Source organism: Terriglobia bacterium (assembly GCA_032252755.1).
In the GTDB taxonomy this organism is placed as follows: Bacteria; Acidobacteriota; Terriglobia; order Terriglobales; family Acidobacteriaceae; genus JAVUPY01.
In genome coordinates, this window is the sequence record JAVUPY010000042.1 from 41855 (window position 1) to 67861 (window position 26007).

The 26007-nt window shown below is 56.6% G+C and carries 30 protein-coding genes and 1 pseudogene; 14 read left to right on the top strand and 17 right to left on the bottom strand.

The genetic code is table 11. The annotated features are described in order from the left end of the window. The first annotated feature begins 13 nt into the window (after positions 1-13). On the top strand, positions 14-760 hold the full coding sequence (locus ROO76_09690) for a YebC/PmpR family DNA-binding transcriptional regulator (protein MDT8068422.1): 747 nt from the start codon (positions 14-16) through the stop codon (positions 758-760). Positions 761-836: 76 nt separating this feature from the next. Here the strand turns inward: ROO76_09690 and ROO76_09695 are convergent, their stop codons facing one another. Both ROO76_09695 and ROO76_09700 read right to left on the bottom strand, forming a co-directional pair. Beyond that, complete coding sequence (locus ROO76_09695; protein MDT8068423.1) at positions 837-1286, bottom strand: ParB N-terminal domain-containing protein; 450 nt, start codon at positions 1284-1286, stop codon at positions 837-839. 75 nt (positions 1287-1361) lie between these two features. After that, the gene (locus tag ROO76_09700) at positions 1362-1592 is read right to left on the bottom strand and encodes a hypothetical protein (protein MDT8068424.1); all 231 of its coding nucleotides are present in this window, start codon (positions 1590-1592) and stop codon (positions 1362-1364) included. Positions 1593-1760: 168 nt separating this feature from the next. On the opposite strand from ROO76_09700, the gene ROO76_09705 reads away from it, so the two are divergent. The 3 genes from ROO76_09705 (at position 1761) to ROO76_09715 (ending at position 5137) form a co-directional block, all read left to right on the top strand. Continuing rightward, on the top strand, positions 1761-2342 hold the full coding sequence (locus tag ROO76_09705; GenBank protein MDT8068425.1) for an acyloxyacyl hydrolase: 582 nt from the start codon (positions 1761-1763) through the stop codon (positions 2340-2342). A gap of 183 nt (positions 2343-2525) precedes the next feature. Beyond that, positions 2526-3998, top strand: coding sequence for a glutamate formimidoyltransferase (ftcD, locus tag ROO76_09710; protein ID MDT8068426.1), 1473 nt, complete (start codon positions 2526-2528; stop codon positions 3996-3998). Positions 3999-4189: 191 nt separating this feature from the next. Continuing rightward, entirely contained in the window at positions 4190-5137 is a 948-nt protein-coding gene (locus tag ROO76_09715) for a hypothetical protein (GenBank protein ID MDT8068427.1), read from the top strand. A gap of 75 nt (positions 5138-5212) precedes the next feature. On the opposite strand, the gene ROO76_09720 is transcribed toward ROO76_09715, so the two are convergent. The 6 genes from ROO76_09720 to ROO76_09745 all read right to left on the bottom strand — a co-directional run bounded on the left by ROO76_09720 (position 5213) and on the right by ROO76_09745 (position 10456). Further along, complete coding sequence (locus ROO76_09720) at positions 5213-5512, bottom strand: metalloregulator ArsR/SmtB family transcription factor (protein MDT8068428.1); 300 nt, start codon at positions 5510-5512, stop codon at positions 5213-5215. Positions 5513-5604: 92 nt separating this feature from the next. Then, positions 5605-5958: a hypothetical protein gene (locus ROO76_09725; protein MDT8068429.1), complete on the bottom strand. Its 354-nt coding sequence runs from the start codon at positions 5956-5958 to the stop codon at positions 5605-5607. Positions 5959-6028: 70 nt separating this feature from the next. Beyond that, positions 6029-6607: an SPOR domain-containing protein gene (locus ROO76_09730; protein MDT8068430.1), complete on the bottom strand. Its 579-nt coding sequence runs from the start codon at positions 6605-6607 to the stop codon at positions 6029-6031. 3 nt (positions 6608-6610) lie between these two features. Next, entirely contained in the window at positions 6611-7402 is a 792-nt protein-coding gene (locus ROO76_09735) for a slipin family protein (GenBank protein MDT8068431.1), read from the bottom strand. A gap of 91 nt (positions 7403-7493) precedes the next feature. Beyond that, positions 7494-8810 carry a nodulation protein NfeD gene (locus ROO76_09740; protein MDT8068432.1) on the bottom strand — a complete coding sequence of 439 codons (1317 nt, stop codon included), beginning with the start codon at positions 8808-8810 and terminating at the stop codon, positions 7494-7496. A 62-nt stretch (positions 8811-8872) separates the two neighbouring features. Continuing rightward, complete coding sequence (locus tag ROO76_09745) at positions 8873-10456, bottom strand: tetratricopeptide repeat protein (GenBank protein MDT8068433.1); 1584 nt, start codon at positions 10454-10456, stop codon at positions 8873-8875. Between the two features lie 176 nt (positions 10457-10632). Here ROO76_09745 and ROO76_09750 point away from each other — a divergent pair, with 176 nt between their 5' ends. Continuing rightward, a complete protein-coding gene (locus ROO76_09750; GenBank protein ID MDT8068434.1) occupies positions 10633-10962 on the top strand; it encodes a hypothetical protein in 330 nt (109 codons plus the stop codon). 95 nt (positions 10963-11057) lie between these two features. Here the strand turns inward: ROO76_09750 and ROO76_09755 are convergent, their stop codons facing one another. The 4 genes from ROO76_09755 to ROO76_09770 all read right to left on the bottom strand — a co-directional run bounded on the left by ROO76_09755 (position 11058) and on the right by ROO76_09770 (position 12968). Then, positions 11058-11426: an STAS domain-containing protein gene (locus tag ROO76_09755; GenBank protein ID MDT8068435.1), complete on the bottom strand. Its 369-nt coding sequence runs from the start codon at positions 11424-11426 to the stop codon at positions 11058-11060. A 131-nt stretch (positions 11427-11557) separates the two neighbouring features. Continuing rightward, complete coding sequence (locus ROO76_09760; protein MDT8068436.1) at positions 11558-11902, bottom strand: hypothetical protein; 345 nt, start codon at positions 11900-11902, stop codon at positions 11558-11560. Between the two features lie 12 nt (positions 11903-11914). Further along, complete coding sequence (locus tag ROO76_09765) at positions 11915-12499, bottom strand: RNA polymerase sigma factor (GenBank protein ID MDT8068437.1); 585 nt, start codon at positions 12497-12499, stop codon at positions 11915-11917. Between the two features lie 166 nt (positions 12500-12665). Next, the gene (locus ROO76_09770) at positions 12666-12968 is read right to left on the bottom strand and encodes a hypothetical protein (protein ID MDT8068438.1); all 303 of its coding nucleotides are present in this window, start codon (positions 12966-12968) and stop codon (positions 12666-12668) included. 62 nt (positions 12969-13030) lie between these two features. Here ROO76_09770 and ROO76_09775 point away from each other — a divergent pair, with 62 nt between their 5' ends. Then, positions 13031-13192 (top strand): hypothetical protein, encoded by a 162-nt coding sequence (locus ROO76_09775; GenBank protein MDT8068439.1) that lies wholly within the window; start codon positions 13031-13033, stop codon positions 13190-13192. A 98-nt stretch (positions 13193-13290) separates the two neighbouring features. Here the strand turns inward: ROO76_09775 and ROO76_09780 are convergent, their stop codons facing one another. Continuing rightward, positions 13291-13692: a DUF3224 domain-containing protein gene (locus ROO76_09780; GenBank protein ID MDT8068440.1), complete on the bottom strand. Its 402-nt coding sequence runs from the start codon at positions 13690-13692 to the stop codon at positions 13291-13293. Positions 13693-13881: 189 nt separating this feature from the next. Here ROO76_09780 and ROO76_09785 point away from each other — a divergent pair, with 189 nt between their 5' ends. From ROO76_09785 to ROO76_09795, 3 genes are all read left to right on the top strand, one after another. Next, a complete protein-coding gene (locus ROO76_09785) occupies positions 13882-14130 on the top strand; it encodes a hypothetical protein (GenBank protein ID MDT8068441.1) in 249 nt (82 codons plus the stop codon). 93 nt (positions 14131-14223) lie between these two features. After that, complete coding sequence (locus ROO76_09790; GenBank protein ID MDT8068442.1) at positions 14224-14874, top strand: hypothetical protein; 651 nt, start codon at positions 14224-14226, stop codon at positions 14872-14874. Between the two features lie 9 nt (positions 14875-14883). Next, positions 14884-15930 (top strand): XRE family transcriptional regulator, encoded by a 1047-nt coding sequence (locus tag ROO76_09795; protein MDT8068443.1) that lies wholly within the window; start codon positions 14884-14886, stop codon positions 15928-15930. Positions 15931-16253: 323 nt separating this feature from the next. Here the strand turns inward: ROO76_09795 and ROO76_09800 are convergent, their stop codons facing one another. Together ROO76_09800 and ROO76_09805 are read right to left on the bottom strand one after the other, a co-directional pair. After that, on the bottom strand, positions 16254-17669 hold the full coding sequence (locus ROO76_09800; protein ID MDT8068444.1) for an NAD(P)/FAD-dependent oxidoreductase: 1416 nt from the start codon (positions 17667-17669) through the stop codon (positions 16254-16256). Next, on the bottom strand, positions 17666-19267 hold the full coding sequence (locus ROO76_09805) for a lipase maturation factor family protein (GenBank protein ID MDT8068445.1): 1602 nt from the start codon (positions 19265-19267) through the stop codon (positions 17666-17668). The genes ROO76_09800 and ROO76_09805 overlap by 4 nt, the downstream gene beginning before the upstream one ends. A 115-nt stretch (positions 19268-19382) precedes the next feature. Here ROO76_09805 and ROO76_09810 point away from each other — a divergent pair, with 115 nt between their 5' ends. Continuing rightward, positions 19383-20279: an NmrA family NAD(P)-binding protein gene (locus tag ROO76_09810; protein MDT8068446.1), complete on the top strand. Its 897-nt coding sequence runs from the start codon at positions 19383-19385 to the stop codon at positions 20277-20279. Positions 20280-20396: 117 nt separating this feature from the next. Here ROO76_09810 and ROO76_09815 read toward each other — a convergent pair. Next, a pseudogene (locus ROO76_09815) lies at positions 20397-20738 on the bottom strand (redoxin family protein). Positions 20739-20750: 12 nt separating this feature from the next. After that, the gene (locus tag ROO76_09820; GenBank protein MDT8068447.1) at positions 20751-20915 is read right to left on the bottom strand and encodes a hypothetical protein; all 165 of its coding nucleotides are present in this window, start codon (positions 20913-20915) and stop codon (positions 20751-20753) included. Between the two features lie 109 nt (positions 20916-21024). Here ROO76_09820 and eno point away from each other — a divergent pair, with 109 nt between their 5' ends. The 4 genes from eno (at position 21025) to mqnE (ending at position 25970) form a co-directional block, all read left to right on the top strand. Further along, entirely contained in the window at positions 21025-22332 is a 1308-nt protein-coding gene (gene eno / locus ROO76_09825) for a phosphopyruvate hydratase (protein ID MDT8068448.1), read from the top strand. Positions 22333-22471: 139 nt separating this feature from the next. Then, positions 22472-22975: a DUF2059 domain-containing protein gene (locus ROO76_09830; GenBank protein ID MDT8068449.1), complete on the top strand. Its 504-nt coding sequence runs from the start codon at positions 22472-22474 to the stop codon at positions 22973-22975. Between the two features lie 154 nt (positions 22976-23129). Continuing rightward, positions 23130-24740 carry a 2,3-bisphosphoglycerate-independent phosphoglycerate mutase gene (gpmI, locus tag ROO76_09835; protein ID MDT8068450.1) on the top strand — a complete coding sequence of 537 codons (1611 nt, stop codon included), beginning with the start codon at positions 23130-23132 and terminating at the stop codon, positions 24738-24740. Between the two features lie 75 nt (positions 24741-24815). Beyond that, positions 24816-25970, top strand: a complete 1155-nt coding sequence (gene mqnE / locus ROO76_09840) for an aminofutalosine synthase MqnE (protein ID MDT8068451.1) — start codon at positions 24816-24818, stop codon at positions 25968-25970. Positions 25971-26007: the final 37 nt, after the last annotated feature.

Sequence of the window (26007 nt, forward strand, 5' to 3'; positions counted from 1 at the left end):
ACCGAGGTCTGTTATGTCTGGCCACTCAAAATGGGCCACAATCAAGCACAAAAAGGGCGCGCTGGATGCGAAGCGCGGCAAGATTTTCACCCGGCTAATTAAAGAAATCACGATGGCCGCCAAGCAGGGCGGAGACGTCGAGAAGAACCCGCGGCTCCGCACGGCCGTCGCGGCCGCCAAGGCCGAGAACATGCCGGCGGATAACATCAAGCGTGCCATCCAGCGCGGTACGGGTGAACTCGAGGGCGCAAGCTACGAGGAGATTACGTTCGAGGGCTTCGGCCCCGGCGGCGTCGCCATCCTCGTCGAAGTCACAACCGATAATCGCAATCGTACGGTTAGCGAGATTCGCCACGCATTCGGCAAGAACGGCGGCAACATGGGAGCCGCCGGATCGGTCGCGCACATGTTCTCGAAGAAGGGCGACATCGTCATCGCGAAAGCCGCTGCGAAGGAAGACGATTTGATGAACATCGTGCTCGAGGCCGGTGGCGAAGACCTGAGGGACGATGGCGATAACTGGGAAATCCTGACCGACGTGCATGCCTACGAAGGCGTGCTGGAAGCGGTGAAGAAAGCTGGCATCAATCCGGAAGTTGCCGAAATCGGGATGATTCCTCAGAATTACGTCAAGCTCGAAGGCCAGCAGGCCTCAACCATGCTGCGGCTGCTCGAAGCGCTGGAAGACCAGGACGACGTCCAGCACGTGTATTCGAACTTCGACTTCGACCAGGCGCAACTGGAGGAAGTCGCGGGATAACAGTCACTTGTTTCAATGAAAGCGAGGCCGCCTTTTGGGGCGGCCTTTTATTGTGTCCGAGTTCTTGAGCGAGATTCTAGCCAACCTGTTTCACGAGGACGTACGTGGTATAGCGGCCTGTTGCGGAGCAACCCAGTTCTATCCGGCGAAACTCAAATCCAGGTTCAGGAATTAACTCAGCAACTTCAATCTCGCCCTGGTAATCCATTCCAAACAGAGATTGCATGGCGGTATAGCGATGGTTTCCATCCTGCAGGTAGTACTGTCCTCCTTCGGTTCTGCAGACTATCAGCGGGGGAATGGGGCGACATTGAGATATCTGTCTCATCCAGAACCGCACCCTTTCCGGATTGCGATAGCTCTCTGAAGGAACAATCTGCTCAAGTAAAACCTTGCTATAGCTGAGGACCACTCGGTCCAACCATGACTCTGGCGCACCTCGCCAGAACCAGTTCTGTGTGCCGTGCCGCTGAAACTGAATCCCCAATGGCACAAGGCCAACAGCGGTGGACATCTGCTTAGACATTTGTTCTCCTCTTTTCCATGCACAGCTCGGGCCGTTAACGGTGTCGGTTTCGGCGATTGTGTCTGGAAAGTCCGGCTAGCAGAGGAGAGTGCAGGAGAGTGCGAGGCGGTCGCAACTGAGGCATGGCCCGGAGTCGTGGCTCGCGACCAGACCGAATGCGCACATTTGCTCCGGGCGGAAACTCGAAACGATTACGAATGCCAGTACGGCGAGCAGACTGAAGGCGCGTTTCGCCGTGGCTGCCGGAGAAATGGTGGCCGGGTTCACAAATATGAACAGGACGATGGTCAACACCATGAGCGCCATTGCCGTTCTTATGAGTTTGACGGTCACGGATACAAGTTTTATGTGTGAGACTCTGGATTGCAAGTCGATTCCAGCGGCTGCACTCTTTCTCCTTCGGCCGAGTTGGTCCTTTTGGTTTCCGTGCAAACCTGCTAGCTTTTCATTTTTCTCCGAAAGAGGACTACTGGCTTGCGAAAGATCTTGTTCTGTCTCGCCTTTGTAATGTTGAGTACTGCTGCCCTTGCGCAGGACGATCCTGCCGTCAAGCATCCCAACTGGAATCTCGGTGTGTTCGCGATTGGCGGGACCGGTCTGAGCCAGGACACGGACATTCACATGTTCGGGTTCGGCGGGCGGCTTGGGCGCGTGCTGACCAATGAGCACGGCGGCGGCGTGCTGCGTGGGAACCTGGAGTGGAACGCCGAAGTACTGCCCTTTTACCAGTTCTACTATCCGGGCGACAAGGCGACGGGCGGCATAATTAATCCCCTTGTGTTGAAGTACAATTTCACGCATGGGAAGAAGTTGATACCGTTCTTCGAGGCAGTGGGTGGCGCGATCTTCACCAATAAGAATTTCCCGCCGGGGGATACGGCGCAGATCAACTTCAATTCCGGAGCCGGGGTCGGATTCAATCTGTTCACGCGGAATAATCGTTCGGTTGCATTTGATGTGAGAGCGCTGCATATCTCGAATGCATCGATCGGCAACCACAATCCGGGAGTGAATGCCTCGCTCCAATTTACGCTTGGGTATACATGGTGGAAATAGAACCGCAGAGAAATGCAGGTCCTTCGACTTCGCCACGAGCGCGCTAACTACGGCGCGCAAAAAGAACTATCGCGGCTCCGCTCAGGATGACGACGTTTATCGAAGAACGCGTCCTTCCGCAAAACTCCGCGGTAATTCTTTAGCTTTTGCAGTTCATACCTCACCATTTATCCTTCTTTGATCATGCCTACGCTGATTGAATGCGTTCCCAATTTTTCTGAAGGCCGTGATAAGGCCAAAGTTGATGCAATTATTGAAGCAATGAAGATGGATGGCGTGTACCTTCTCGATCGCGAGATGGACGCCGACCACAACCGTTGTGTCATCACGCTGGTTGGCGATCGCGCGCCGATCATGGAAGCGGTGCTGCGCGGGATCGGGAAGGCCGCCGAGTTGATCGACTTGACGAAGCACCAGGGGGCGCACCCGCGGATGGGGGCGACCGACGTGGTGCCGTTCATTCCCATCGAGGGCGTCACGATTGAAGATTGCGTGCAGATGGCGAAGCAGGTTGGCGCCGAGATTTGGAAGAGATACCAGATTCCCGTTTATCTCTACGAAGCGGCGGCGCAGCGGCCGGAGAGGACTAACCTGGAGAACATTCGGCGCGGGCAGTTTGAGGGAATTCGCGACGAGATCGCGACGAACCCGGCGCGGATGCCGGATTTCGGCGAGCCGAGGGTACATCCCACGGCGGGCGCGACGGTAGTCGGTGCGCGCAAATTCCTGGTCGCCTATAACGTCTATCTCAATACCAGCGATGTCGACGTCGCGAAGAAAGTAGGGAAGGCGGTTCGGTTCTCGAATGGCGGCCTGCGGTTTGTGAAGGGCATGGGCATCCCTGTTCGCGGCCTGGCGCAGGTGTCGATGAACCTGACCGACACCGACCAGACACCGATTGCGCGAGTGTTTGAGTTCGTAAAGAGAGAAGCGGCTCGTTATGGAGTGATGCCGCTGTCGAGCGAGATCGTCGGTCTGATTCCGAAGAAGGCTCTGGAGGATGCGGCCGAGTGGTTTTTGCAGGTAGAGAATTTCGATTCCTCGCTGATCCTGGAGAATCGGCTGGCGGCGGTGATGGGCGGCAAGATGGCCGTGGGCGGACTGCGCGCCGGAGTGGAACCATTCATCGAACAACTGGCTGCGCCGACGGCTGCACCGGGTGGCGGAAGCGCTTCGGCGGCCGCGGGTGCCATGGCCGCGGCACTGGCGGCGATGGTCGCGGGTATGTCGCGAGGGAAGAAAGTTTACCTCCAGTATGAGGCGCAGCACAGCGAGGCCCTGGCGCGGTTGGCGACTCTTCGAGAGGAATTGAAGGCCGCGATTGATGCGGATAGCGAGGCTTACAAAGGAGTTGTTGCGGCGTTCAAGGCGGCGAAGGAGAATGCGGCGGCGCAGGAGCAGGTGAATGCTGCGATGCGAACCGCCACACTTGTGCCGCTTTCGGTGGCGGAGAAGTCGAAGGAAGTGGCCGGAATTATTGAGCAACTTAGGCCAATTACAAACCCCAAAATGGCGTCGGACCTGACGGTTGCGGCGGCAATGGCACGGACGGCCATCGAAGGCGCGCTGGCGAATGTCGAAATCAACCTGGAAGGCTTCGACGATGCGGGGTTTGTCGCGCAGGTTCGGGGAAAAGTTGCGAAGATCTGGAGTTGAAGCGGGCCGAGACAAAAAAAGACCCACATCTGCTGACTGCGGGAAACGTGGGGCACGGAGTGTCGATGGGGGACACGGAAGTTGTACGAACCTCTTCAGAAACACTGTTTCTGGCCATGGGTTCTACGTCTAAAGAGAGCTGCATCTAAGGGTAGTGTCAGCTTCCCGGGAGCTCTGAATCGAGTAAAATCATGTCTATGAAGCGGTTCATGTTTTTCGTCATTTTTGCGGTAGTACTCGCAGTCGCTGTGCCCAGTTTTGGGGCAGCGCTGGGCAGCAATGCCCGCACTGTTATTCCGGAGCACGTTCAGCAGATCATTTCTGTCGATTACCGCGCCCTGAAGAATTCCGAAACCGGACTGGCCCTGAAGGCCAAGGTCATGCCGGAGAACCTGAAGCAGTTCGAGACGGCGCTGAAGGGCATGAGCATTGATCCGGATAAGGATGTCGATCAGTTGGCGTTCGTGTCGTACCGGAATAGCAAGAACCAGCTTCGCGCATTTGGCCTGGCACAAGGCGACTTCCAGCCGAAGAAGTTCTATACCCGCATGAAGCTGAAGAAGGTTCTGCCGGCGAAGTACAAGGGATCGCTGATTTATAGCACCGGCAGCGGTATGGTCATGACCTTCCTCGATGACAGCACGATGTTGTTCGGCGAACTTGGAGCGGTTCACGACGCACTCGACACACGCAACGGCGAGGCCGAGAGCCTTGCTTCGAACCCGCAGATCAGTGACATGATGGCGTCGGTCGAGAGCGGTTCCGTGTGGAGTGTTCTCGACCAGATCGGGACGCAGAACATGATGCGGTCGGCGCTGGGAGATGCTTCGAAGCTTGCTGACTACGACACGGTGAAGAAGCGCCTGCTAGGGTCGCGCTATACGATGGATTTCGCGAACGGCGTGAACTTCAACCTCGACGTCCTGACCTCAGACACTTTCACAGCGGCAACGATGTCGTCGCTGATCCAGGCCGGAATGCAGATCAAGAAGATGAATGCAACACCGGTTGAGAAGGCCGCCATCGACGCCATGAGCGTCGACTCCAACAGCGGCCAGCTTCAGATCCATTTCAAGGCTGACGACCGGAAGTTCCAGTCGTTCCTGCAGTCGGATTTATTTCAGACGGTCGCGCGGTAGAAACACAGTTTTTAGTTCTCGGTTCCCAGTTCCAGTCGAAAGCTATATTCGACCGAAACTGGGAACTTTCTTGCATCAAAAATTCTTCATTTCTCTTCCGAGCGCTTTCAGCTCAGCTTCATTTCGGTGGAACCAGATCCACTGGCCCACTCTCTCCTTCACGACTAAGCCAGCGCTCACCAGGATTCTGAGGTGATGGGAGATGGTCGGTTGCGCTATTTTGAGGCGGTTCTCGATGTCGCTGGCGCACATTCCGTAGGGCTTATCGATGGAGCACTGTCCACGCTCAGCCAGCATACGGAGGATCTCTCGTCGATGCGGATCGGCGATGGCGCGCAACCGGATGCTTAGCTTGTCGTGAGAAATTTTGGGCATCGCAACACGTTACAGGGTTCGAGGTGCATGGGGCAAGAGAGCGCGGCGTTATTGATTGCTGAGTAACGTATGGAAGCGCCTGTTGCAACGCTCTACTGCTTTTGCCACGTGCTATCCACGTCAATTGGGATCTGGTTCTTGATTGGAATCGTCAGCAGGGTCGGAGCTTCAATTTTGAAGTCGGTAAGAGTTGCGGGGATGGTTCCCGCAATGTGGGCTTCGTTGCCGCTGGTAGTGACGTGAAAAGGAACATCTTTATATTGCACAGTTTGTCCGGCAAACTGAATTTCCAGGTTGAGCTTTAGATTCGAGGAGTTGATCTCCGATTCGGGGAACTGGGTTCGAACGATCACCATCGGGTACTGAGCGCCTCGGGTGACCTGTAGCATGTGGAGGTCGCGGTTGCTGTCGTGTCTTTTGAAGCGATGCTTCGCTGCGCCTGGCATCAAGAAATCAAAAAAACGAAAGCCTAGCCCGGCAACGGAGGCCAGAATGGGGCACGATTCTTCGCTTCGCTTATTTCTTCACGATTGCATTATAGCCATCATTAGCGAGACGGCTTTTCATCGTTTCGGCGTCTTTCAAGTCGGCGAAGGGCCCAATTTGCACGTGGAAAAGCTTGTCATTGCCACCAGGGGTGACGACGACGGGGTACTGTCTCTTGGCCAATGCCTGTTGCAGCGCCTCGGCATCTTCTTTCTTCGTAACAGCCGCGACTTGCACCACGTAGGAACCGCCGGCAGAGACCTGCAGTTCCGGAGCGCTTTGCTTGTTGTCAGACGGCGGTTCGGGCTTATCTAATTTCGGGTCTGTGTCCTTCTGTTCAACTGCTTTGTAGAAAGACATGTCGGTTTGCGGTTTATCCGCATTGGTCAACGGGCGCACGGAACCATTGGAGGCCGACTCCGGAGTTTGCGCGACAGCCGACGCTTTCTCCGCTCCGATGAGAGAGCCTTCCGTCTTTTGCGAAGCATGGCCGACGGTGTAGCCGAGGCCAAAAAAGACGCCGCACAAAATGACGAGCAGGAAAAACAACCCGAGCAATTTGCCGGCGCCTAATGTGAATTCTGTGTCCTGTTGCTGTTCATCCAACATGAATTACGCCTTTACCTCACCGGCAGGCTCAGTACCCGCCTTGATGTTGATCAGTTTCTGCAGGCTGGAAAAGATATCCACCGGGACGGGAAAGACCACGGTCGTGTTCTTCTCCACGCCGATTTCGGTCAGCGTCTGCAGGTAGCGCAATTGGATGGAAGCCGGTTCGCTTGAAAGCAAACGAGCCGCGTCCACCAGGCGCTGAGCGGCGGAGAATTCGCCTTCCGCGTGAATGATTTTCGAGCGTTTCTCGCGTTCCGCCTCAGCCTGTTTGGCCATCGCGCGGATCATGTCTTCGTTCAGATCCAACTGCTTCACCTCGACGTTTACTACCTTAACGCCCCAGGGATTGGTGTGCTGGTCGAGAATGGTCTGCAGACGCAGGTTGATCTTCTCGCGATGCGCGAGCAACTCGTCGAGGTCAACTTCGCCGAGCACAGACCTCAACGTCGTTTGCGCGAATTGCGAGGTCTGATACTGGTAATTCATGACTTCGAGAACCGCCCGGCGAGAATCAATGACACGCAGGAAGATGACGGCCGACACTTTCAGGGTGACGTTATCGCGGGTGATGATGTCCTGCGAGGGGACATCGAATGCGATCTGGCGGAGATCGACGCGCACAATGCGGTCAAAGGGCGCGAAGACGAGGATAACGCCGGGACCTTTCGGTTCAGGCAAGACGCGCCCGAGACGGAAGATGACGCCGCGTTCATATTCGGCCAGGATTTTGATGGAACTCAGTATGTATATGACTACGATTACAACCGGGATAACCCAGGCAAAGCCTTCCACTGTAAGCCTCCATGGCGCAGCAACTTTTCAGGGTTACTGGCGCGGATTTTATCGCAGGTTGGGGCCCGAATCACGAGAACTCGGCATTACCTTAGTTGGCACTCGCTGGTTGAGTCTTCGGTGCCGGTGTGACCTCCAGCGTAAAGTCGTGCATGCTGTTGACGACCACGCTCTCGCCGAGCGCGACCGGTTCGCTCGAGACAGCGTTCCAAAGCTCGCCATGAACGAAGACTTTGCCCTCGGGCGACAGCGGAGTTCGCGCGACACCAACTTCACCGACCAGGCCCTGCTCTCCAGTGACGACCTTGTTTCGGTGCGCTTTAATCGCCAGAGTCATCAGGAAGATCGTTATCGCCCCGAGCGGCACGCTGACGCCCAGCGCTGCCCACCACTGAACGCGCATCTCGGGTATAGGGCCATCGACGAGAAGAAGCCCGCCGAGAGTCAGAGCGATCACACCACCGATCCCGAGAACCCCGTGGGTCATGAACTTGGCTTCGAGGGCAAACATGACGAAAGCGGCAAGGATCAGGACGAAGGACGCATAGCGGACAGGCAGGAGGTTCAGGGCGAAAACAGCGAGAATAATCGCGATCAGGCCGACTACGCCGGGAATGACGGCGCCGGGATGGTTGAACTCCGCGTAAAGCGCCAGCGCTCCCAGCGCGAGTACCAGGAAGGCGATATTGGGATCCATGAGCCAGCCGAGGATTTCTTCACGCAATGTTTCCTTGTAGTCGACCAGCTGAACGTTGTTGAGGTGCAGGGTCTGCTTAGTCCCATCGAAACGAGTGATCGTGCGCCCGTCGAGCTGTTTCCAGAGGTCGGCAGGATCTTTGGCGACAACATCGATGAGGTGATTCTGAAGCGCTTCCTGGTCGGTCCAGGATTTAGATTCGCGGACGGCACTCTCGGCAAGGTCGACGTTGCGGCCGCGCTTGGAGACGAAGGAGCGCATGAAGGCCGCGCTGTCGTTCTCGACCTTCTTCTTCATTATGTCATCCATCTTTTCGCCGAGCAGAACGGGGTGGGCTGCCCCGGTGTTGGTCCCGGGGGACATGGCTGCGATGTCCGCGGCTTCGAGGATGTAGAACCCAGCCGAGGCCGCGCGCGAACCGGTCGGGGTCACGTATACGATCACCGGGACCTTGGCGGCCAGCATCTTGGAGATGATTCCGCGGGTGGAGTCAACAAGGCCGCCGGGAGTACTCAGTTCAATTAAAACGGCTTCGGCATGGATCTGGTCGGCATGAGCAATGGCGCGATCCACGAACTCTTCGGTGATCGGGTTGATGGTGTCATCCAGTTTCACCATCACGACCTGCTGCGTCTGAGCAGCGGCGAGGATTCCGCTAAAAGCGAGAATCGCAATTGCGATTCGAATGAGATATCGGTGCAGGGAAGTCATGTTCCCTCCAGTACTACCCCCACCGTCTCGCCAAAGAGGGCGAGACGGGCAGGGCACAATGGCTACGGCATCGTCTGCTTATTAACGACGTCGCGCTTCAGCGCCATGGCCGCGGGATTCTTCGGTTCCAGCGCCAGTGCATGGTCGGCGCTCTTTTCCGCGACATCAAGATGATTTTCGCGCAAATCGAGCCTGCCTAGCACAATATACGCATCAGCATTGGGCGAGAGTTGCAAAGAAGTTTCGGCCTCGCGCCGTGCAGTCGCCGTATCTCCTTTGTTTTCCGCGATTCTGGCCAACCCGGTGTGCGCGGCGGGATTGGTGGGATCGCGCATCACGGCTTCACGAAACTCGCGGCCAGCATCCTCCAACAGGCCCTTCTCGAGCATCTCGCGGCCGCGGTCGACATGGAATTGCGCGTGCGTCTTGGGATCGGTATTCGCCAGGTTGCGTTCCATGGCGTTTTCGATTTCCAGCGCGAGTTGCCGGTATGAACTCTCGTCGTAGTTTTCTTTCAGGCGCTCCATGGGCAAAGGCGCGGCGCTCGTAGAGACCGGGGTCGTGCCAGAGTTGATCCTGGTTAGCAGCTCGCGGCTCTCAATATCGTCGGGTTTGTGCGAAAGTCCCTCGCGCAACTGGCGGGCCGCGCCTGCGGAGTCGCCTGACTTGTAGAGTGCGAGCGCCAGGTTGAAGCGATAGTCGCTATCGTTCGGATCGGCCTGAACGGCCTTCTGGAAATATTCGATCGCGTTCTTGCGCCCGCGCTGTGCCACAACGACCCCGAGGTTGTTCTCGACTTCGGTGAGCGGCAGGCGAGACTCGAGAAAGCGAAAAGCAGCCTCAGCCTTGTCATAATCGCCGCTGTAGTACTCAGACAACCCAAGAAGGAAATTGGCGTCTCCGGCCAGTGGGTCTGTTCGAGGGATACGGGCCAGCCAGGCGGCGGCGGAGTCGTACTCGCGATCGTCGTAGTAGCTGCGCCCAAGCGCAAACATGGCCTCGGTGTACCGCGGGTTTAGCCGGACGGCCTCGCGCAGACGCTTGATCTTTTCGGTGCGGTCGGTTGCGACCACGCCGCGAATGTAGCTCTCGAAAGCGTCCAGGCGAACTGCCGGAGCATCTTGCGTAAATTCTTCACGCGTACTTGGAGTATCGGGAGAGATGATCTTCAAGACATCCCAGGCAAGGCCGGTCTCAACTTCGATCAGGCTCGTCAGCGGACCACGGTCAGGCCCAGTACTCACCAACCGCAAATGCTTCATATCCAGCACATCAGCCGAGCACTTAAACGCTTGCCCATCGTAGTTGTACGTGCCCATCACGACATAGTCGGCGCCAATTTGTTCGGAGAGTCGATAAAGCGTCGCGCGAGAGGGATGCACCGAGGCAGGGATTCCGGCGCGGTCGAAAGCGTAGTTACGGTCGTCGCGGCTGATGACGTTCAGCCGGGTCGCCGCCAATCGTTCCCCGAGAACCTCCGGGAAGGCTTCGCTGATCCACTCCAGCCCTGGAGCCTTCGAATGATTCTCAAAGGGTACGATGAGCACCGTTTTCAAGCCGCCAGCGGTGCCCGTTTGCGAGAGGCCGGACTGCGAAGAAAATACGACCAGCAGGCCCAAGAAAATGAGTACGGTTAGCCGTTTCAAGATACTCGCATTATAGCTGTGTCTCCGCATTGCCCGGAATTTCTGTAGCACAGTCGTGCATCCTCTTTGGAAATCGAGAGTGGGAGAGCCTTTGAGGGAAACCTTCGTTGACCGCAAAGGCTCCAACGACTATTCCGCAACCCCCACCGGATGGTTGCAGGAGAACAGGAGAGCCTATGAGGAAGTTCGCTTATCTAGCAGCCATAGCACTGCTGACTACCGGAATGGCAGTGGCGCAGTCCACCTCGACAACGGATCAGAACAGCAATAGTTCCACCACGACGCAGCAGCCTGCTACCAATCCCGACAGCAACGCGGCGACACAGTCGAATACGGGCGCAACCGACCAGACGGGCGCCGCTGCAAATACTGGAACCCAGACCAAGGCTCATCATGGAAAGAAGCTGCCTCAGACCGCTTCTCCTCTTCCGTTGTTGATTGTCCTGGGCGCCGGGATGCTGGGCTTGGGCGGAGTGGAAAAGCTTCGCAGATACCAGAGGACCTAAACCACAATCCAGATACATCAAGGGGCCTCCGCAGAGGAAGCCCCTTAGTGTCGATCCAAATTTCTAATCAGCAAGTCGCTTCAGCAACGTCGCCTTCATCCCGCCAGCGCTGCGGTCCGAACCATGGGTTCGCCGACCGGTTTAGTCTTCATCGCAATCAACTCAAGAATCTCCGCGACGGTACCTTCACGGATATCGAAGACCGTAGCTAGTCCGGTAACGCATAAGACTCCGCGGACAGCGTCGTTCGGGTTCAGAAGAGTCAGGTAAACACCAGACGCCTGCAGCGAGACCAGCATGCCGATCCCGGCCGCATCGATCGCCGTAACATCGCTGAGGTCGACAATGGCCTCGCTGCCGCCGAGGGCTGCGCAGAGGAGACGCGTTTCTTCACCGCGAACGATTCTGCCCTCACATTTCAGGATTGCCGCGTTACCCACATGGTTGACGGATATTTTGAGCACGATGGTCTCCTTTGGATTCGCATGGTGCCTCACATCTGCCGTAGTTGGCAGATGTGGGTTCTGGGTTCAGTTCGTGGGCGATTACAGGATAAACATCATAGGCGAAGATTAGGCGAAAGCGCAATAGCCACTCAAGATTTCTTTTCCTCAGGCTCCGGACCACCGAACCCGCAACGTCCTCGCATCGCCGCCTTGAATCTCTCGCGCTCCTCCGGCGTCATCGATTCCCAGCGCTCGAACATGCGGCGCTTCCAACTCCAGTCGGAGTGCGAGTGAGACCCCGGGCGGAAACTGCAGAACAATATCTTGCTCAAGACAAGGACGCCCAGCGCCTGCCAGAAGGTGATGGTGTGCCATCCGAACAGGGGCGGCGTGAGCCAGTTCCACAGTCGCATGACGATGTAGGTCAGCAGCGCGAGCGCAACCGCGACGAACAGCACGATCTTCAATACTCGCAAAAATTTGTTGTTTCTCATTTCATCGTTCCTTCATTGCAATCCAAATTCCTTGTAGATGGCGCGCAGACGCTCGCGCAGATGCAGCACGGCATAACGCTTTCGCGAAAGCAGAGTGTTCAACGGCACGCCGGTTTCGGCGGCAATCTCCTTGAAGCTCTGGCCCATCATTTCGTGCGCGATGAATACGTCGCGCTGCTCCGCCGGCAACTCGTCGAGCGCCGCGTCCAATTCTTCGAGCAGGACGCCGCGGGCGTAGGCCGCCTCGGGACCTGCCTCGGGAGAGGGAAGTAAGTCCTCGAGCCGCAGCAGTTCGCCCTCTTCGTTCTCGACCACCGGCGTCCCGGCCTGCTCGCGTTTCCTTTTGCGAAACAGGTCGATGGTGCGGTTGCGCGCCACGCGGAAGAGCCAGGCCGCAACCTGCTCGACCGGCTTCATCATGCGGTAGGCCTCAACCAGCTCGTAGAAGACGTCCTGCAGGACATCCTCGGCGTCGGCCGGGTCGGAGACGTACCTCCGGATGAAGTTGCGCAACCGCGCGCTCTCCTGCTCTACCGCCTTCGAGATTCGCTCGTCTTGATCCGGCATCAGCGACGATTGTGTCAGCGCATCGTCCATCTATGAGTATGACGGACGAGGGTGGGGAATATTGTAGGGGGAGCGGGTGGTCGGTCCTTTCCTTCTTTTGGAAAGGGCCGGAATACGGTGAGTCTACACAATGGGTGCCCGGTCCTTTCCCGTTTTTGGAAAGGGCCGGTGGACCACGAACCTTTCCTCTTCCAGGTCACAGATCGCAGTTCGTATTATTCTCGCGATGAATCGCCATCTTAAGCGTTACTACGGGTACGGACACCTCCACTTCATCACCTTCAGTTGTTATCGTCGCCAGCCGCTGCTGGCTCAGGCTTCGGTTCGTGACCAGTTTCTCAAAATCCTTGAAGAGGTTCGCTGCCGATATCGCTTTGTCGTCGTCGGTTATGTGGTTATGCCGGAGCACGTTCATCTTTTGATCAATGAACCCGAACTGGGCACGCCGTCGCTGGCGATCCAGGTGCTGAAACAGCGCAGTTCGCGGGCGATACCGCATGACGGGCCGCGGTCTGGCAATTGCGCTTTTACGATTTCAATGTGTGGAGCTCGCCCAAGCACGTGGAGAAACTTAAGTACATCCATCGTAATCCCGTGACCCGCGGATTAGTGGCCGCACCGGAAGACTGGCGGTGGAGCAGTTATCGCTGGTATGCGTTCCAGGAACAGGGAGTAGTCGCGGTGAACGAAGGATGGCGGATTATACGTTCGGCCGAGGCGTAGGCGACGTGGTCAACCGGCCCTTTCCGAAGACCGGAAAGGACCGGGCACCCGACGCCTGTGCTCCAGCAAGGTTCGGCCACCCGCCTCAATCCTGCCCGCTACTCGATCGCATACTCAAACTCATACGAGTGCTTCCCGTCCGGCCCAATAATGATGTTGAGCTTCCCGGTGAGTCCGGTGAGCTCGTCGGTGCCGGAGTCGGGGACGACCGTGATGGACATGGTGGGGACGCCGCGCGTCATCGTGGCGGAGTGTTGCAGCACGAAACTGCCGCGACGGCCGTTGAGCGTGCCGGTGACGCGTTCCAGCGCAACGTATCCGCCGGAGCCCTTGGCGTCCGGACGCGAGGCCAGCATTTCGCCCTTGCTGGTGGCCTCGAGATCGCCGTGGAACTGCTTGTCCAGGGACATGCGCGTGAGCCCGGCGGCTTCGGCAACTTCGTTGTCGGGCTTCTGCGGAATCACTTTTACGTCGAACGATCCAGTCACGCGTTGCGGCATCTTCTGATTCTCCTTTGTTGAAGCTGCTGGTTCAAATTCGGAAATAAACAACCGAGTTGTTCAGTCCTCAATCCCAAAATCGTAAATCGTCATTCCGCGTGACGTCCCCCACAGTGAACTCCGGGTAGTGGGTCAGTTTGAAATCTGAAGGGGCTCGCGCCCGTTCTCAAATCATGGCATCATCTCTACATGCCTAAACGCTCAAGCAAAGATCACGACTTCGCGACGATTGCCCGCAGTGTCGTGGAAAAGGCAATCGGAGAAACGCTGACTGGCGAACCGTTGCCTAATCCAGACGAGGGTAAGAATCCTGCTGCTGTGGCACTCGGTAAGCTCGGCGGCGCAAAAGGCGGTCGAGCGCGAGCAGAAAATCTCAGCAAGAAGGAGCGCTCCAGAATTGCGAGGCAGGCGGCTCTGGCAAGATGGAAGCGCAAGTAAGTAATTTAGTTTCAATCATATACCTATCACAAGAATAAAATCTGTCATATTTCGCACCACTTCTTGCAATAAGGTGTTAAGATGGATTTCACCATGATCAACCATCCTCACCTTGCAAATTCAATCCTCACCGAGGCGGAAGCCAAGGCTTTACTGAAACCATATTTCCCCACGATAAAGAAGTGCATCGACGATGCGTGGGATGAGTGGCTCGCACTGGACAAGCGACACAGATTTGACAAGCGTGCCCGTGCTGCGTTTCTCCACTCAATGATTACACATAATGCTCTGGCGGCGTTCGCCAAGCATGAAGACGCGAAGACGGTTCCCGGCAATGGAACTTTCTGGCTCTACATTGGCGATCACATCAAGAGCAGGTTCAAGAAGCTCGATAGGAACAGACGGTATCGGAACTATCCGACCAATACACAGTTGAAGCTAGAGATTCAAGGAAACATTCCCGGTGTTTTACCTGGCACATACCTGACGCTCGGTTATTTGCTGGACCCGCTTGAACAAAAAGTAGCGCATCACCTCGTAACGCTTCAGATTCGTAAGAAGATTCTCTACGCAATCGACATTGATGCGGAGTTAGCATCGGCGACGGTTCCGGTAGTCCAAATCCCTGCTCCGGTGAAAACCGTGACAGAAGCACAAACCGAGAAACGGCGCGTTCGTCCACGTGGAGAACGGCGAGAAACAGAAGTAAAAGCGAAGAGCAAGGGAACGTTCGCAGGCGAATAGAGGGATTACATGGGCTCATTCAATCGAGAGATGTTGATTTTAGCTCGCGAATCGCGTGGCTACAGCCAATCGGAACTGGCTGGAGAAATTGGCATCAATCAAGCGACACTCTCAAAAATTGAGAACGGATTGCGCGAACCGACCGATGAACAGATCCGTCGGTTCGCAGCGTTCTTGGGATTTCGAAAGGAATTCTTTTTCCTACCAGAGCGCATAAAGAGGTTTGGAAGCGGATGCACATACCTGCGAGCGCGCAAACGCACTCCAGAAATGCGGTTACGTCAGTTGCTCGGAATTATCAATGTACGCCGTATCCAGTTGACCGGACTGCTCGCAGGCGTAGAACTGACGCCAGAGAATGAATTCCCACGTTTCGATATTGATGAACATGGGCCGCCAGAAAACATAGCCAGAAATGTTCGTGCAATATGGATGCTGCCTCCGGGTCCGATTCAAAATCTTACCCGTGCAATAGAAGACGCGGGTGGACTGATTCTCCGTTGTAACTTCCACACCAAGGATGTGGACGCGATCAGCCAATTCTTACCCGGTGGCACTCCGCTGTTTCTGGTTAACGATGCAATCCCTGCGGATCGACTACGTTGGACCATTGCACATGAACTCGGTCACCTAACGATGCATTACATTCCTAATTCGAACATGGAAAAAGAGGCCGATCAGTTTGCGGCTGAATTCTTAATGCCAGCGGACGAGATTAGGCCAGACTTGACGGAGGTTTCGCTGGCTAAACTGGCGACATTAAAACCCTACTGGAAAGTCTCAATGAATGCCTTGCTTAAACGGGCTGGCGATTTGGACCTCATAACCCCCCGGAAGCGGCAATTTCTTTGGACTCAGATGGGAAAGTCTGGATACCGCACCAATGAACCAATATCGCTGCCACCCGAAGAACCATCCCTGTTGGACGAAATGATAGCGACCTATAGCAAGGACCTCGGCTACAACATTGCCGAACTAAGCTCAATTGTCCATGAAGCGGAAGATAAAGTAAGAGACGTGTACCTCCCTAAACGGTTCAAACTACGGGCAGTTTAAGCAGATTTCCCTTGACAGACCGTGATTCTCAACCTTCTTGCTAAACCCATTCGTTAGCCGGGTGAAACGCCGGCTCTGATTCCAGAGCCACAAGCCAAGAAGCGCGGCCCTTACAAGAAAAATTCAAACTGACCCACTACCGAACTCCGGCCTTTCACCTCGATCTCGGAACGGTCCGCTGTCAACCCTCTATTTTCAGATTTAAGCCATGCAGAATCATAGATTTACCGTCGAAATTTCCGTAAGTGCATGAAAACAATAGCTCGCCAAAATGGGGGTGGGGTAAATCCATATCTTTCAAAGCATTAGCCTGTGAGCCTGGTTCATCTCCTCTGGACCCGCGACAGCGCAACCCTTGCCGCATGGTACCCGCACATGCCATGGACACCGCCCCCCGGCGGCGTAGAAGAAGAGCATAAAAAGATGCTCGGATCAGACGTGGAATAAGTTTTTCCGGTTGGGCGGAAGATGAATTGGGGGACATTAATCGCGCCACCCCCAATATCGCCGCCCACAAGATTGGCGTCCATTTTTTCGAGATCTGCTGGAGCGAAGACGCGGCGCGCGAGGACGCAGTCGCGGAACCCGGGAGCGAAGCGCTCGATCTGCGCTTCCATTCGCGACAGCATGTCAAACGTCGAGCCGTTGGGAACGTGACAGTAAGTCCACGCGATTTGCTTGCCCTCGGGCGCACGCGATGGATCGAAGAGCGTTGGTTGCGCGAGGATCATGAACGGCTTGTCGGCGTGCCAGCCGTGGCGCATCGCATGTTCCGACGACGCAATCTCCTCAAACGTTCCGCCGAGGTGAATCGTTGCGGCGCGCGAACACTCCTTCGCAGTCCACGGAATCGGCTGGCTCAGCGCATAGTCCACCTTGAAGACGCCCGGTCCGTAATGCCATCGCTCCAGGCGCTGCCTGAAGTCGTCGGTCAGGCGAGTGCCTGCGATCTGGATGAGCTGACGCGGTGTGATGTCGCAGAGGTTCAAGTCGTATTGCGGAAGATCCGACAGGCGATCGACACGGGAATTCGTCTTGAGGCTTCCGCCGAGATCAGCGAGATGCGCGCAAAGAGCGTCGGTGATGGATTGCGCGCCGCCGCGCGGAATTGGCCAGCCGATAGCGTGTGCGATGGCTCCAAGGATGATCCCGAAGGCCGAACTGAGCGGTTCGTCGAGACTGAGGACGGAGTGAGCGGCGAGTCCGGCGAAGAGCGCCTTGGCGCGCTCGGTTCGGAACAGGCGATTCGCGATCTTGCGCGCGGACGGGAAGCCACGCAGGCCGAGGCGCGCCATCAGCAATGGATGACTCGGCAAGAGCGGAACCGGTCCGAGTAGCTCGGGCGCGAGTTGCGCCCAGTGCTTCGCGATAGGCTCGAAGAGCTTGCGCCAGGCGCGGCCGTCTTCGCCGAGTCCCGAGGCGGTCGCGTCGATGTCACCTTCGAGGAGAATCGCGGTGCCGTCGTCGAGCGGATGTGCGAGCGGGGAAGGGGAGTGAATCCATTCGAGGCCGTACTTCGCGAGCGGAAGCCGCGAGAAGAATGGCGAGCCTGCAGCCATGGGGTGAACGGCGGATCCGAAATCGTGGATGAAGCCGGGCAGCGTGAGTTCCATGCTGCGGCAGGCGCCGCCGGGTTGGGACTCGGCCTCGTAAACATCGACCGAGCAGCCGTTGCGCGCCAGGACGATGGCGGCGGCAAGTCCGTTGGGACCGGATCCGATTACACAGGTTTTCTTCATTGTTTTGGTACCGTGATCGTCGGCCACGCGAGGACGACAAGTTTGCCCGATTCGTCGAGTGTCAGCGTCGGTGCATAAGTTCCGAGATATTCGCGACGCCACCAGTTGCCCGTCGCGCGCTTGTCCGCCATCGAGGTGAACCAATACTGCCAAAGTACAGCGCGAATCTGCTTCGGCGGAGACGCCGCGAACGGATTTCCGGCGAACAACGAGAGCACCTGCGGGTCATTGTTGAGTAGACGCTCTTCCGCGCTCACGACGAACATATTATCGCGATACGTGCCGAGCGAAGCGAACCACAGGTTCCAATCGAATCGCGGCTGGTAAGGCGCGTAGAGCTTGGGAGCTTCGTTGAGTTTCTGCGGCTTGTATTTGAAGGGATAGGGCGTCCAGTTCTGGCCGTCGTTCGATCCCTGGAATTCGATTTCGTAGCGGCCGCGCGTCATGGTCGCGAATAGGCCGTATTGGTTGGCGATGCGAAAGGGTTCCTGAGCCGCAACGGGCGATTTTGGAAACGGCGCCGTGGGCCAGACGATCCAAATGAGTTGGACGGTAGTGACATAGAAGATGCAGATGAGGATGACGGAGGATAAGGCAAGTTTCAGTGCCGCGACGTGTCGACGCAAACGTGACGGCAGATCATCTTCGATGGGTATTTCTTCAACTGCGGCTTTTGAAGATGCGGCGGAAGCGGTACCGATCGAGAATCTACGGCTCAATTGCGGTGCGAGCAGGCGATCGTCAAGCAGGAGGAATCCCAGGACGAGCACGAGATAGTTGAGGAACGTGTAGTTCGCGGTCAGGATTATGGGCAACTGCCATAGCGTGACGATGTAGAAGCAGATGATGCGGAACCGCCGCGGGAGGAAGAGCATCCACACGACGCCGAGTTCAAGGACCAGGGTGCCAAGCGCGGTGGACCAGTGAAACCAGTGCGGCAAGTGCTGCGCATACCAGCCGATCCAGGTCGGCAGAGGGCCGTTCTGGTAGTACTCGTCCATGGCGGTGAGGTGACGCCATTGCGGATCACCGCTGGCGAGTTTCACGAGGCCGGACTCGAAGTAGATGCGGAACCATTCCCACTGAAGAAGGAAGAGGCTGGCGCGCGACGGAGGGGAGTGCTGGCCCCAGCGGGGACGGAATCCCGGCGGTGCAAAGAAGAACGAAATGAATCCGGCTTCAAGCAGCATGCCGTCGGATTGATAGCTGGAGAAGTCCTGTGCGGCAGCGATGAATGATAAGTAACAGATGAAGCAGACGACCAGCATCCCGCGAGGCCAGAAATTGAACGCCAGGGCGAGCGAGGCGATGAGGCCGATCCAGCAAATCGCCAGCAGCATGTGTGGACCGCTTGAAATCCACAGCAAGGTGGGCGCGAACCAGTAGCGCACGCCGGAGAAGTTCGATTGCGCGACGGCTTCGAGATAAACCTGCGCAGGAAGGATTCCGTTGGGACCGATGAGGCCTCGGATTTGGAAAAGGAGTGGATAAAACGCGGAGAAGTAGATGAGGCCGAGTGCCCGGAGAAAAATCCAGCGCGGAATCAGGCGGTCCGTGAGGCCGGACTTCGAATCGAACGCCCAGTGAAGAAACCTCACGCCACCCCCTCGAGGTTAGCGATTATAGCGAAGGTTTGTAAGTGGACTTGTTCTCGCAAAATTCATGTAGCTTATATTGGGTGCGTTTTATCTAAGCACAGCAGGAGGCATTTTCATGTACGTAGTCACTGGTGCTACTGGAAATACCGGCAGAGTCATTGTGAATGGTTTGTTAGCTCGCGGAGAGAAGGTGCGAGCGATTGCGCGCAACGCGGATCACCTCAAACAAGAGACTGCCAAGGGAGCCGATGCATTCGTTGCACAATTGGGTGATTCGGACGCGATCGCGAGAGCTTTCACGGGCGCCAAGGCGGCATACCTGATGATTCCGCCGGACATTCGAAACCAGGACTACCGCGCTTACCAGGAGGAACTAGTCGCGTCGCTTGGAAACGCTGTCGAGACATCAAATCTGAAGTACGTAGTCGTTCTCAGCAGCGTTGGCGCGGATAAATCGGACAAGGTGGGGCCGGTTGTAGCACTGCACAATCTCGAGCAGCGGTTGAATCGCATCCCAGGATTGAATGCATTGTATCTGCGTGCGGGCTATTTTATGGGGAACACGCTGCCACAAGCGGCGCTGATACGGATGTTCGGGATGACGGCGGGCCCGCTGCGTGGGGATCTGTCGCTTCCAATGATCGCGACGCGGGATATTGGCGAGTACGCGGCGAAGGCACTGCTGGAACTGAACTTCCAGGGAAAGCAGACCCGGGAACTGCTTGGGCCGCGCGACCTGACTATGAACGAGGTGGCGTCGATCATCGGAAAGGCGATAGGGAATCCTGAACTCAGATACGGGCAATTGCCGGAAGACCAGGTGCGCGGCGGAATGATGTCGATGGGGATGTCGGCGAGCATCGTGAACCTTTTGCTGGAGATGTCGGCGGCATTGAACTCGGGTTATATGCGGGCGCTGGAACCACGATCCGCGGAGAATACGACGCCAACATCGTACGATACTTTTGTAGCTGAAGAGTTCGTGCCGAACTATCAGAAAGCGGCGGCGTAAGCAAAGAACCGAAAAACCGAGTGAACTGAAGGAAAAAGGCGTGGCTTTTCAGCCACGCCTTTCTTGGATCTCGAAGACCCTTTACTCACCGGCCGACAACGGCCTGCTGACGCTCCCTTACTCCCTCGCGTTCTTTATTGCCTCCAGCACCTCTTCCACGGGCGAGCGATCGGTTTGCGACGTTCCGACATAAATGTAGCGAATTACTCCGTCGCGACTGACGACGAATGTTGCGGGACGCGCGATGTTGATTGCGTCTGTGCCAAGGCGGTGATACACGCCGTACAACTTGGTTACCGTGCGTTCTTCATCGAGCAGGAAGGGGAAGGGCACGGGATGCTTGCGGAGGAATTCTTCCGGCTTGAACATGTGGCCGCGTTTCTCCGCCGCGATGAAGACGAGGTCTGCTCCGATCTCTTCGATCTGTTTTTCATATGGCCCTAACTGGGCCATGCGCTTGACGCAGTTGGGTCACCAGGTGCCGCGGAGGAATTCCAGGATAACCGGGCCACGCGCGATGAGATCCTGCAGCTTCATCTCGATGGGAGTGCCGATGGAATTGAACTCGTTTGCTGCCCACAGAGAGAAACTGGGGGCAGCGTCTCCGATCTTCAGGGTGTCACTGTTGTGCGGCATCAGCAAAAGGGTAGTGCGGGTGCGGAACGGACGGGAATAACTGGAGAGGTTCGGTTGTTATAATTGTCGGTTGTTCTGTTCCTCTCGCAATCATTTGAAAGGTCATCCCATGAGTACTGAAATTAAGAAGATACATGCGCGCGAAGTTCTGGATTCGCGTGGCAATCCTACGGTAGAAGCTGAAGTTATCCTGGCTAGCGGTGCCAAGGGGCGCGCGATTGTGCCGAGCGGCGCATCGACGGGCGAGCACGAGGCGGTGGAGCTTCGTGATGGCGACAAGGACCGCTACCAGGGGAAGGGTGTGCAGACGGCCGTCAACAACGTGCTGACGGAGATCGCCCCGGCGGTGGAAGGCATGGACGCCAGCCTGCAACTCGATATCGATACCAAGATGCTCGACGTTGACGGTACCGAGAATAAAGGGCGGCTTGGAGCGAACGCGATCCTGTCAGTCTCAATGGCCGCGGCGCGTGCCGTCGCGAATCACCTTGAAATTCCGCTTTACCGGTATCTCGGTGGTATCAATGCCAACATCCTGCCGGTGCCGATGATGAACATCATTAACGGTGGGGCGCACGCGGATAATAACGTCGATTTCCAGGAATTCATGGTGATGCCGGTAGGCGCGGAAAATTTCGCCGAAGCGCTGCGCATGGGCGCCGAGACGTTCCACGTGCTCAAGGGCGTGCTGAAGAAGCGCGGATACAACACGTCAGTGGGCGATGAGGGAGGGTTTGCGCCTTCGCTGAAGTCGAACGTCGAAGCAATTGAGGTGATTCTCGAGGCGATTCAGCAGGCCGGGTACAAGCCGGGCGAGGAGGTCGCGATTGCGCTGGATCCCGCGACCAGTGAGCTTTACAAGAATGGCAACGGCAAGTACCTGTTCTGGAAATCGGACAAACAGGCAAAGTCGTCGGAAGAGATGGTGAAGTACTGGGCGGATTGGGTTCGGCAGTATCCGATTGTTTCGCTTGAAGACGGGCTTGGCGAAGAGGACTGGGAAGGTTGGAAGATGTTGACGGACGAACTCGGCGACAAGATCCAGCTTGTGGGCGATGATTTGTTCGTGACCAACCCTGAACTGCTCGCAAAGGGCATTGAGACTGGGACTGCAAATTCGATTTTGATCAAGCTGAACCAGATTGGCACGGTCAGTGAGACGCTGGAGGCGATTGAACTGGCGCGACGTAATGGTTACACCGCGGTAATCTCGCACCGTTCGGGCGAGAGCGAGGACACGTTTATCGCCGATCTGGCCGTGGGTACCGGTGCGGGTCAGATCAAGACCGGCTCGGCATCACGCACGGATCGAATCGCCAAGTACAACCAACTGCTGCGCATCGAAGAGGAACTTGGGCTGGCGGCCAGTTTCCTGGGGATTGCGGCACTGAATTACCACGGCGATTTGCTCGGATAATTGAAATCTGGATGAGGCGCAGAGGATATCTGTGCCTCCATCTGTCTTTGGTTACTTACGTCCTACGCCGCAAGGAACATTCTTTGCTTACTCCCTCTCCGATATCCTTCTGCATTGAATTCGGAAAGCGAGAGTAATAATGAAACTTCGTATTGTTGTACTTCTCACCGTTGTGCTGATGTGTACCCCTGTATTCGCGCAGAGTTCGTCAGCGTCTACGAATGCAAAGCACCAGAAGATCGTGACACTGGTAAAGATGACAGGAACGCCCACTGTAATGGTCGACGCGATTCGGCAGCAGATTCACTTGGCGAAGAAAACTCTGCCTCTTCCGCCCAAAGCCCAGGACGACTTCGAGACCGAATTCCTGAACGAGATCAAGGTGGACGACCTGGTGGAACTCATGGTCCCGGCTTACGACAAATACTATACGGAGGGCGAAATCGACCAACTGATCGCTTTCTATAAGAGCCCGCTGGGACAGAAGTTGGTGTCTTCATTGCCGACGATGACGGAAGAAACGAGCAAAGCCGCAGGTGCCCTTGGAGCCGAGATCGGCGCACGCGTTGGACAGAAAATCGAGGCTAAGCTCAACGCCGGCGAGTACGGACAGTGGCCACCGAAGGGGACACCCGCGCAATAATCCCCAATGACATCCCGATCTCATCAGCCGGGTCATCGACCCGCTTTCTCGTTTTTGTGCGGCCGGATGACGTGCATGCCTTGCTCTGATTACAATCGAAATTCGCACCTCCGTGTTGTCAGCTCTGTGGTGAATCGATCCTAAAGGTCAAGGAATGCCAAAACCAAAGCCTCTCGTACTCATTATTCTGGATGGCTGGGGATATGCCCCGCCGTCGAAGTCCAACGCTATTTCACTGGCACGTAAGCCGACATACGACAAGCTGCTCGCCGAATATCCCAACACGCTGATTCATACTTCGGGACGCTTTGTCGGGCTGCCGACCGGACAGATGGGCAACAGCGAGGTGGGGCATCTGAACATCGGCGCCGGACGCATCGTTTACATGGACATCACCAAAATCGACCTGATGATCGAGAATGGCGAGTTCTTCAAGCATCCGGTGCTGCTCGATGCTATGAACGCGGCGAAGGTTAACGGCCGACGCTTGCATATGTGCGGGCTGCTTTCCGATGGTGGAGTCCACTCGCACCAGAACCATCTCTATGCGCTTTTGAAGATGGCGAAACAGAACGGCTGCGAGCGTGTAATTGTGCATGCTTTCATGGACGGTCGCGACACGCTGCCGACGAACGGCGCGCTCTACCTCGAGCAATTGCAGCAGAAGATGCGCGAGTACGGCGTCGGCAAGATTGCGACGGTGAGTGGACGGTATTACGCGATGGATCGCGACAAGAAGTGGGATCGAGAACGTAAGGCATTCGACGCTTTGGTGCACGGTAAAGCCGAAGGTGGCGCGTACGCCGACCCGGTGCAGGGAATGAAAGAGTCGTACAACAGGGGCGTGACCGACGAGTTCGTCATTCCGTTTGTGTGCGTAGACGGCAAAAACCAGCCGATTGCGATCATCCAGGAAGACGATGTGGTAATCAACTTCAATTTTCGTGCCGACCGCGCACGACAGATTACACGTTGCCTGGCGCGCGAGAGCGGATTGTCGAAAGAGGCCGGACGCGATCTGCCGGATTGGGAGGCGCTCGACCAGGCGATCCCGCGCGGCGAGGTTCCGAAAAATCTGAAGTACGTCTGCTTCACGCAATACGACCCGAAGTTCACGCTGCCGATGATGGTTCCGCCGGAGTCGCTGGGGAATATTTTGGCGAACGTAATGTCGTCTCTGAACATGCGCAACCTGCGCGTCGCGGAGACGGAGAAGTACGCCCACGTCACGTATTTCTTCAACGGCGGTATTGAGAAGCCGTTCCCGGGTGAGGATCGGATTCTGGTGCAATCGCCGAAGGTGGCAACATACGATCTGAAACCGGAGATGTCGGCGAGCGGAATTGCCGATGCTGTGGTCACGGCGGTTGAAGACGGGACCTTCGACGTGATGGTGGTGAACTTCGCGAATGCCGACATGGTTGGGCACAGCGGCAAGATCGAGCCGACAGTTCACGCGATTGAAACCGTCGACAGTTGTCTCGGGCGTATCTACACGGCGATTCGTCAGCGGGGTGGGGCAATGATGATCACCGCCGATCATGGGAACGCCGAGCAGATGATTGATCCCGCGACGGGCGGTCCGCAGACGGCGCACACGACCAATCCGGTTCCGTTCATTTTGGTCGGCGAGGATGCGGGTCGATACATCTTGCGGCCAGACGGCGCGCTGCAGGATATCTCGCCGACCGTCTTGGGAATTCTCGGAGTGGAGCAGCCAAAGGAAATGACTGGGCACGACCTGCGGGTTAAGAAAAATGCTTGATTGGTCGCTGGCCACCCTGACCAACCGCGGGCTAGGTTGGGGGCACCCATAATATCAATGCTGTATCATCTTTGTATGTCTGAAGTTCAGTATCCAGTCACGGCGGAGCGGCACCCGTTTCAGACCGACGATCCGCGGTTGCTGCCTATTGCAGAGAAGGTGAAGGCCGAAGAGCGGCTCAGCGAAGAGGATGGGCTGACCCTGTACAGGACAGGCGACATTCTGGCCGTTGGATGGCTGGCGAATTCTGTGCGCGAGCGCATGTGGGGCAATGTTGCGTACTTCAATGTCAACCGGCACATCAATCACACCAACGTCTGCATTGCTGCCTGCCGCCTGTGTGCGTTTGGGCGCAAGAAGGATGTGGCGGGCGCGTACACCATGGCGCTCGAAGAGGCGTTCGAGTCTGCGGCCAGCGGCTATACCGAGGCGGTAACGGAATTTCATATCGTCGGCGGACTCCATCCCGACCTGCCGTTCCAGTACTTCCTCGATCTCGTGAAGGGGCTGCACGAGCGGTTTCCGAAGGTGCACATCAAGGCGTTCACGATGGTGGAGATCGCGTTCTTTGCGAAGCTCTACAAGATGTCGATTCGGGATGTGCTGCTGAAGTTGAAGGAGGCCGGCGTGGATTCAATGCCGGGCGGTGGGGCGGAAATCTTTTCCGACCGGGTGCGCTCGATCATTTGCGACCACAAGATTGACGGGAACGAGTGGCTCGAGACAGCACGGATCGCGCACCAGGTTGGTCTCAAGTCGAATGCGACGATGCTGTACGGACACATTGAAAACGATGAGGACCGAATTGACCACCTGCTGAAACTTCGGGCGCTGCAGGACGAGACACACGGGTTTCAGACGTACATTGGGCTGGCATTCCACCCCGACAATACGCCCTTGCAGCATCTGCCGAAAACCACAGGGATGCTGGACCTGAAGCAGATCGCGATTGCGCGATTGATGCTGGACAACTTCCCGCACATCAAAGCGTACTGGCAGATGCTCACGCCGAAGATCGCGCAGATTGCACTGCGCTTTGGGGCAGACGATCTGGATGGCACCGTGGTGGAAGAGAAAATTTACCACGATGCGGGAGCGACGACTCCGCAGGGACTCCGTCGCAAGGACCTGATCCGGTTGATCACCGAGGCCGGAAGGGTTCCCGTGGAACGCGATACCCTATATCGGCCAGTAACGCGAGATGAGACGACGTTCACGGTGGCCGTGTAAAGGCAGAGGAGAGGGCCCGGGTAGAAAAAAATCAAGC

Bases quoted from the DNA above. Each gene is read 5' to 3' on its own strand.
- ROO76_09690 (MDT8068422.1), top strand. From the start codon at position 14: ATGTCTGGCCACTCAAAATGGGCCACAATCAAGCACAAAAAGGGCGCG.
- ROO76_09695 (MDT8068423.1), bottom strand. From the start codon at position 1,286: ATGTCTAAGCAGATGTCCACCGCTGTTGGCCTTGTGCCATTGGGGATT.
- ROO76_09700 (MDT8068424.1), bottom strand. From the start codon at position 1,592: ATGGCGCTCATGGTGTTGACCATCGTCCTGTTCATATTTGTGAACCCG.
- ftcD (MDT8068426.1), top strand. From the start codon at position 2,526: ATGCCTACGCTGATTGAATGCGTTCCCAATTTTTCTGAAGGCCGTGAT.
- ROO76_09715 (MDT8068427.1), top strand. From the start codon at position 4,190: ATGTCTATGAAGCGGTTCATGTTTTTCGTCATTTTTGCGGTAGTACTC.
- ROO76_09720 (MDT8068428.1), bottom strand. From the start codon at position 5,512: ATGCCCAAAATTTCTCACGACAAGCTAAGCATCCGGTTGCGCGCCATC.
- ROO76_09725 (MDT8068429.1), bottom strand. From the start codon at position 5,958: ATGCCAGGCGCAGCGAAGCATCGCTTCAAAAGACACGACAGCAACCGC.
- ROO76_09730 (MDT8068430.1), bottom strand. From the start codon at position 6,607: ATGTTGGATGAACAGCAACAGGACACAGAATTCACATTAGGCGCCGGC.
- ROO76_09740 (MDT8068432.1), bottom strand. From the start codon at position 8,810: ATGACTTCCCTGCACCGATATCTCATTCGAATCGCAATTGCGATTCTC.
- ROO76_09750 (MDT8068434.1), top strand. From the start codon at position 10,633: ATGAGGAAGTTCGCTTATCTAGCAGCCATAGCACTGCTGACTACCGGA.
- ROO76_09760 (MDT8068436.1), bottom strand. From the start codon at position 11,902: ATGAGAAACAACAAATTTTTGCGAGTATTGAAGATCGTGCTGTTCGTC.
- ROO76_09765 (MDT8068437.1), bottom strand. From the start codon at position 12,499: ATGGACGATGCGCTGACACAATCGTCGCTGATGCCGGATCAAGACGAG.
- ROO76_09770 (MDT8068438.1), bottom strand. From the start codon at position 12,968: ATGCGGTATCGCCCGCGAACTGCGCTGTTTCAGCACCTGGATCGCCAG.
- ROO76_09780 (MDT8068440.1), bottom strand. From the start codon at position 13,692: ATGCCGCAACGCGTGACTGGATCGTTCGACGTAAAAGTGATTCCGCAG.
- ROO76_09785 (MDT8068441.1), top strand. From the start codon at position 13,882: ATGCCTAAACGCTCAAGCAAAGATCACGACTTCGCGACGATTGCCCGC.
- ROO76_09790 (MDT8068442.1), top strand. From the start codon at position 14,224: ATGATCAACCATCCTCACCTTGCAAATTCAATCCTCACCGAGGCGGAA.
- ROO76_09795 (MDT8068443.1), top strand. From the start codon at position 14,884: ATGGGCTCATTCAATCGAGAGATGTTGATTTTAGCTCGCGAATCGCGT.
- ROO76_09800 (MDT8068444.1), bottom strand. From the start codon at position 17,669: ATGAAGAAAACCTGTGTAATCGGATCCGGTCCCAACGGACTTGCCGCC.
- ROO76_09810 (MDT8068446.1), top strand. From the start codon at position 19,383: ATGTACGTAGTCACTGGTGCTACTGGAAATACCGGCAGAGTCATTGTG.
- ROO76_09820 (MDT8068447.1), bottom strand. From the start codon at position 20,915: ATGCCGCACAACAGTGACACCCTGAAGATCGGAGACGCTGCCCCCAGT.
- eno (MDT8068448.1), top strand. From the start codon at position 21,025: ATGAGTACTGAAATTAAGAAGATACATGCGCGCGAAGTTCTGGATTCG.
- ROO76_09830 (MDT8068449.1), top strand. From the start codon at position 22,472: ATGAAACTTCGTATTGTTGTACTTCTCACCGTTGTGCTGATGTGTACC.
- gpmI (MDT8068450.1), top strand. From the start codon at position 23,130: ATGCCAAAACCAAAGCCTCTCGTACTCATTATTCTGGATGGCTGGGGA.
- mqnE (MDT8068451.1), top strand. From the start codon at position 24,816: ATGTCTGAAGTTCAGTATCCAGTCACGGCGGAGCGGCACCCGTTTCAG.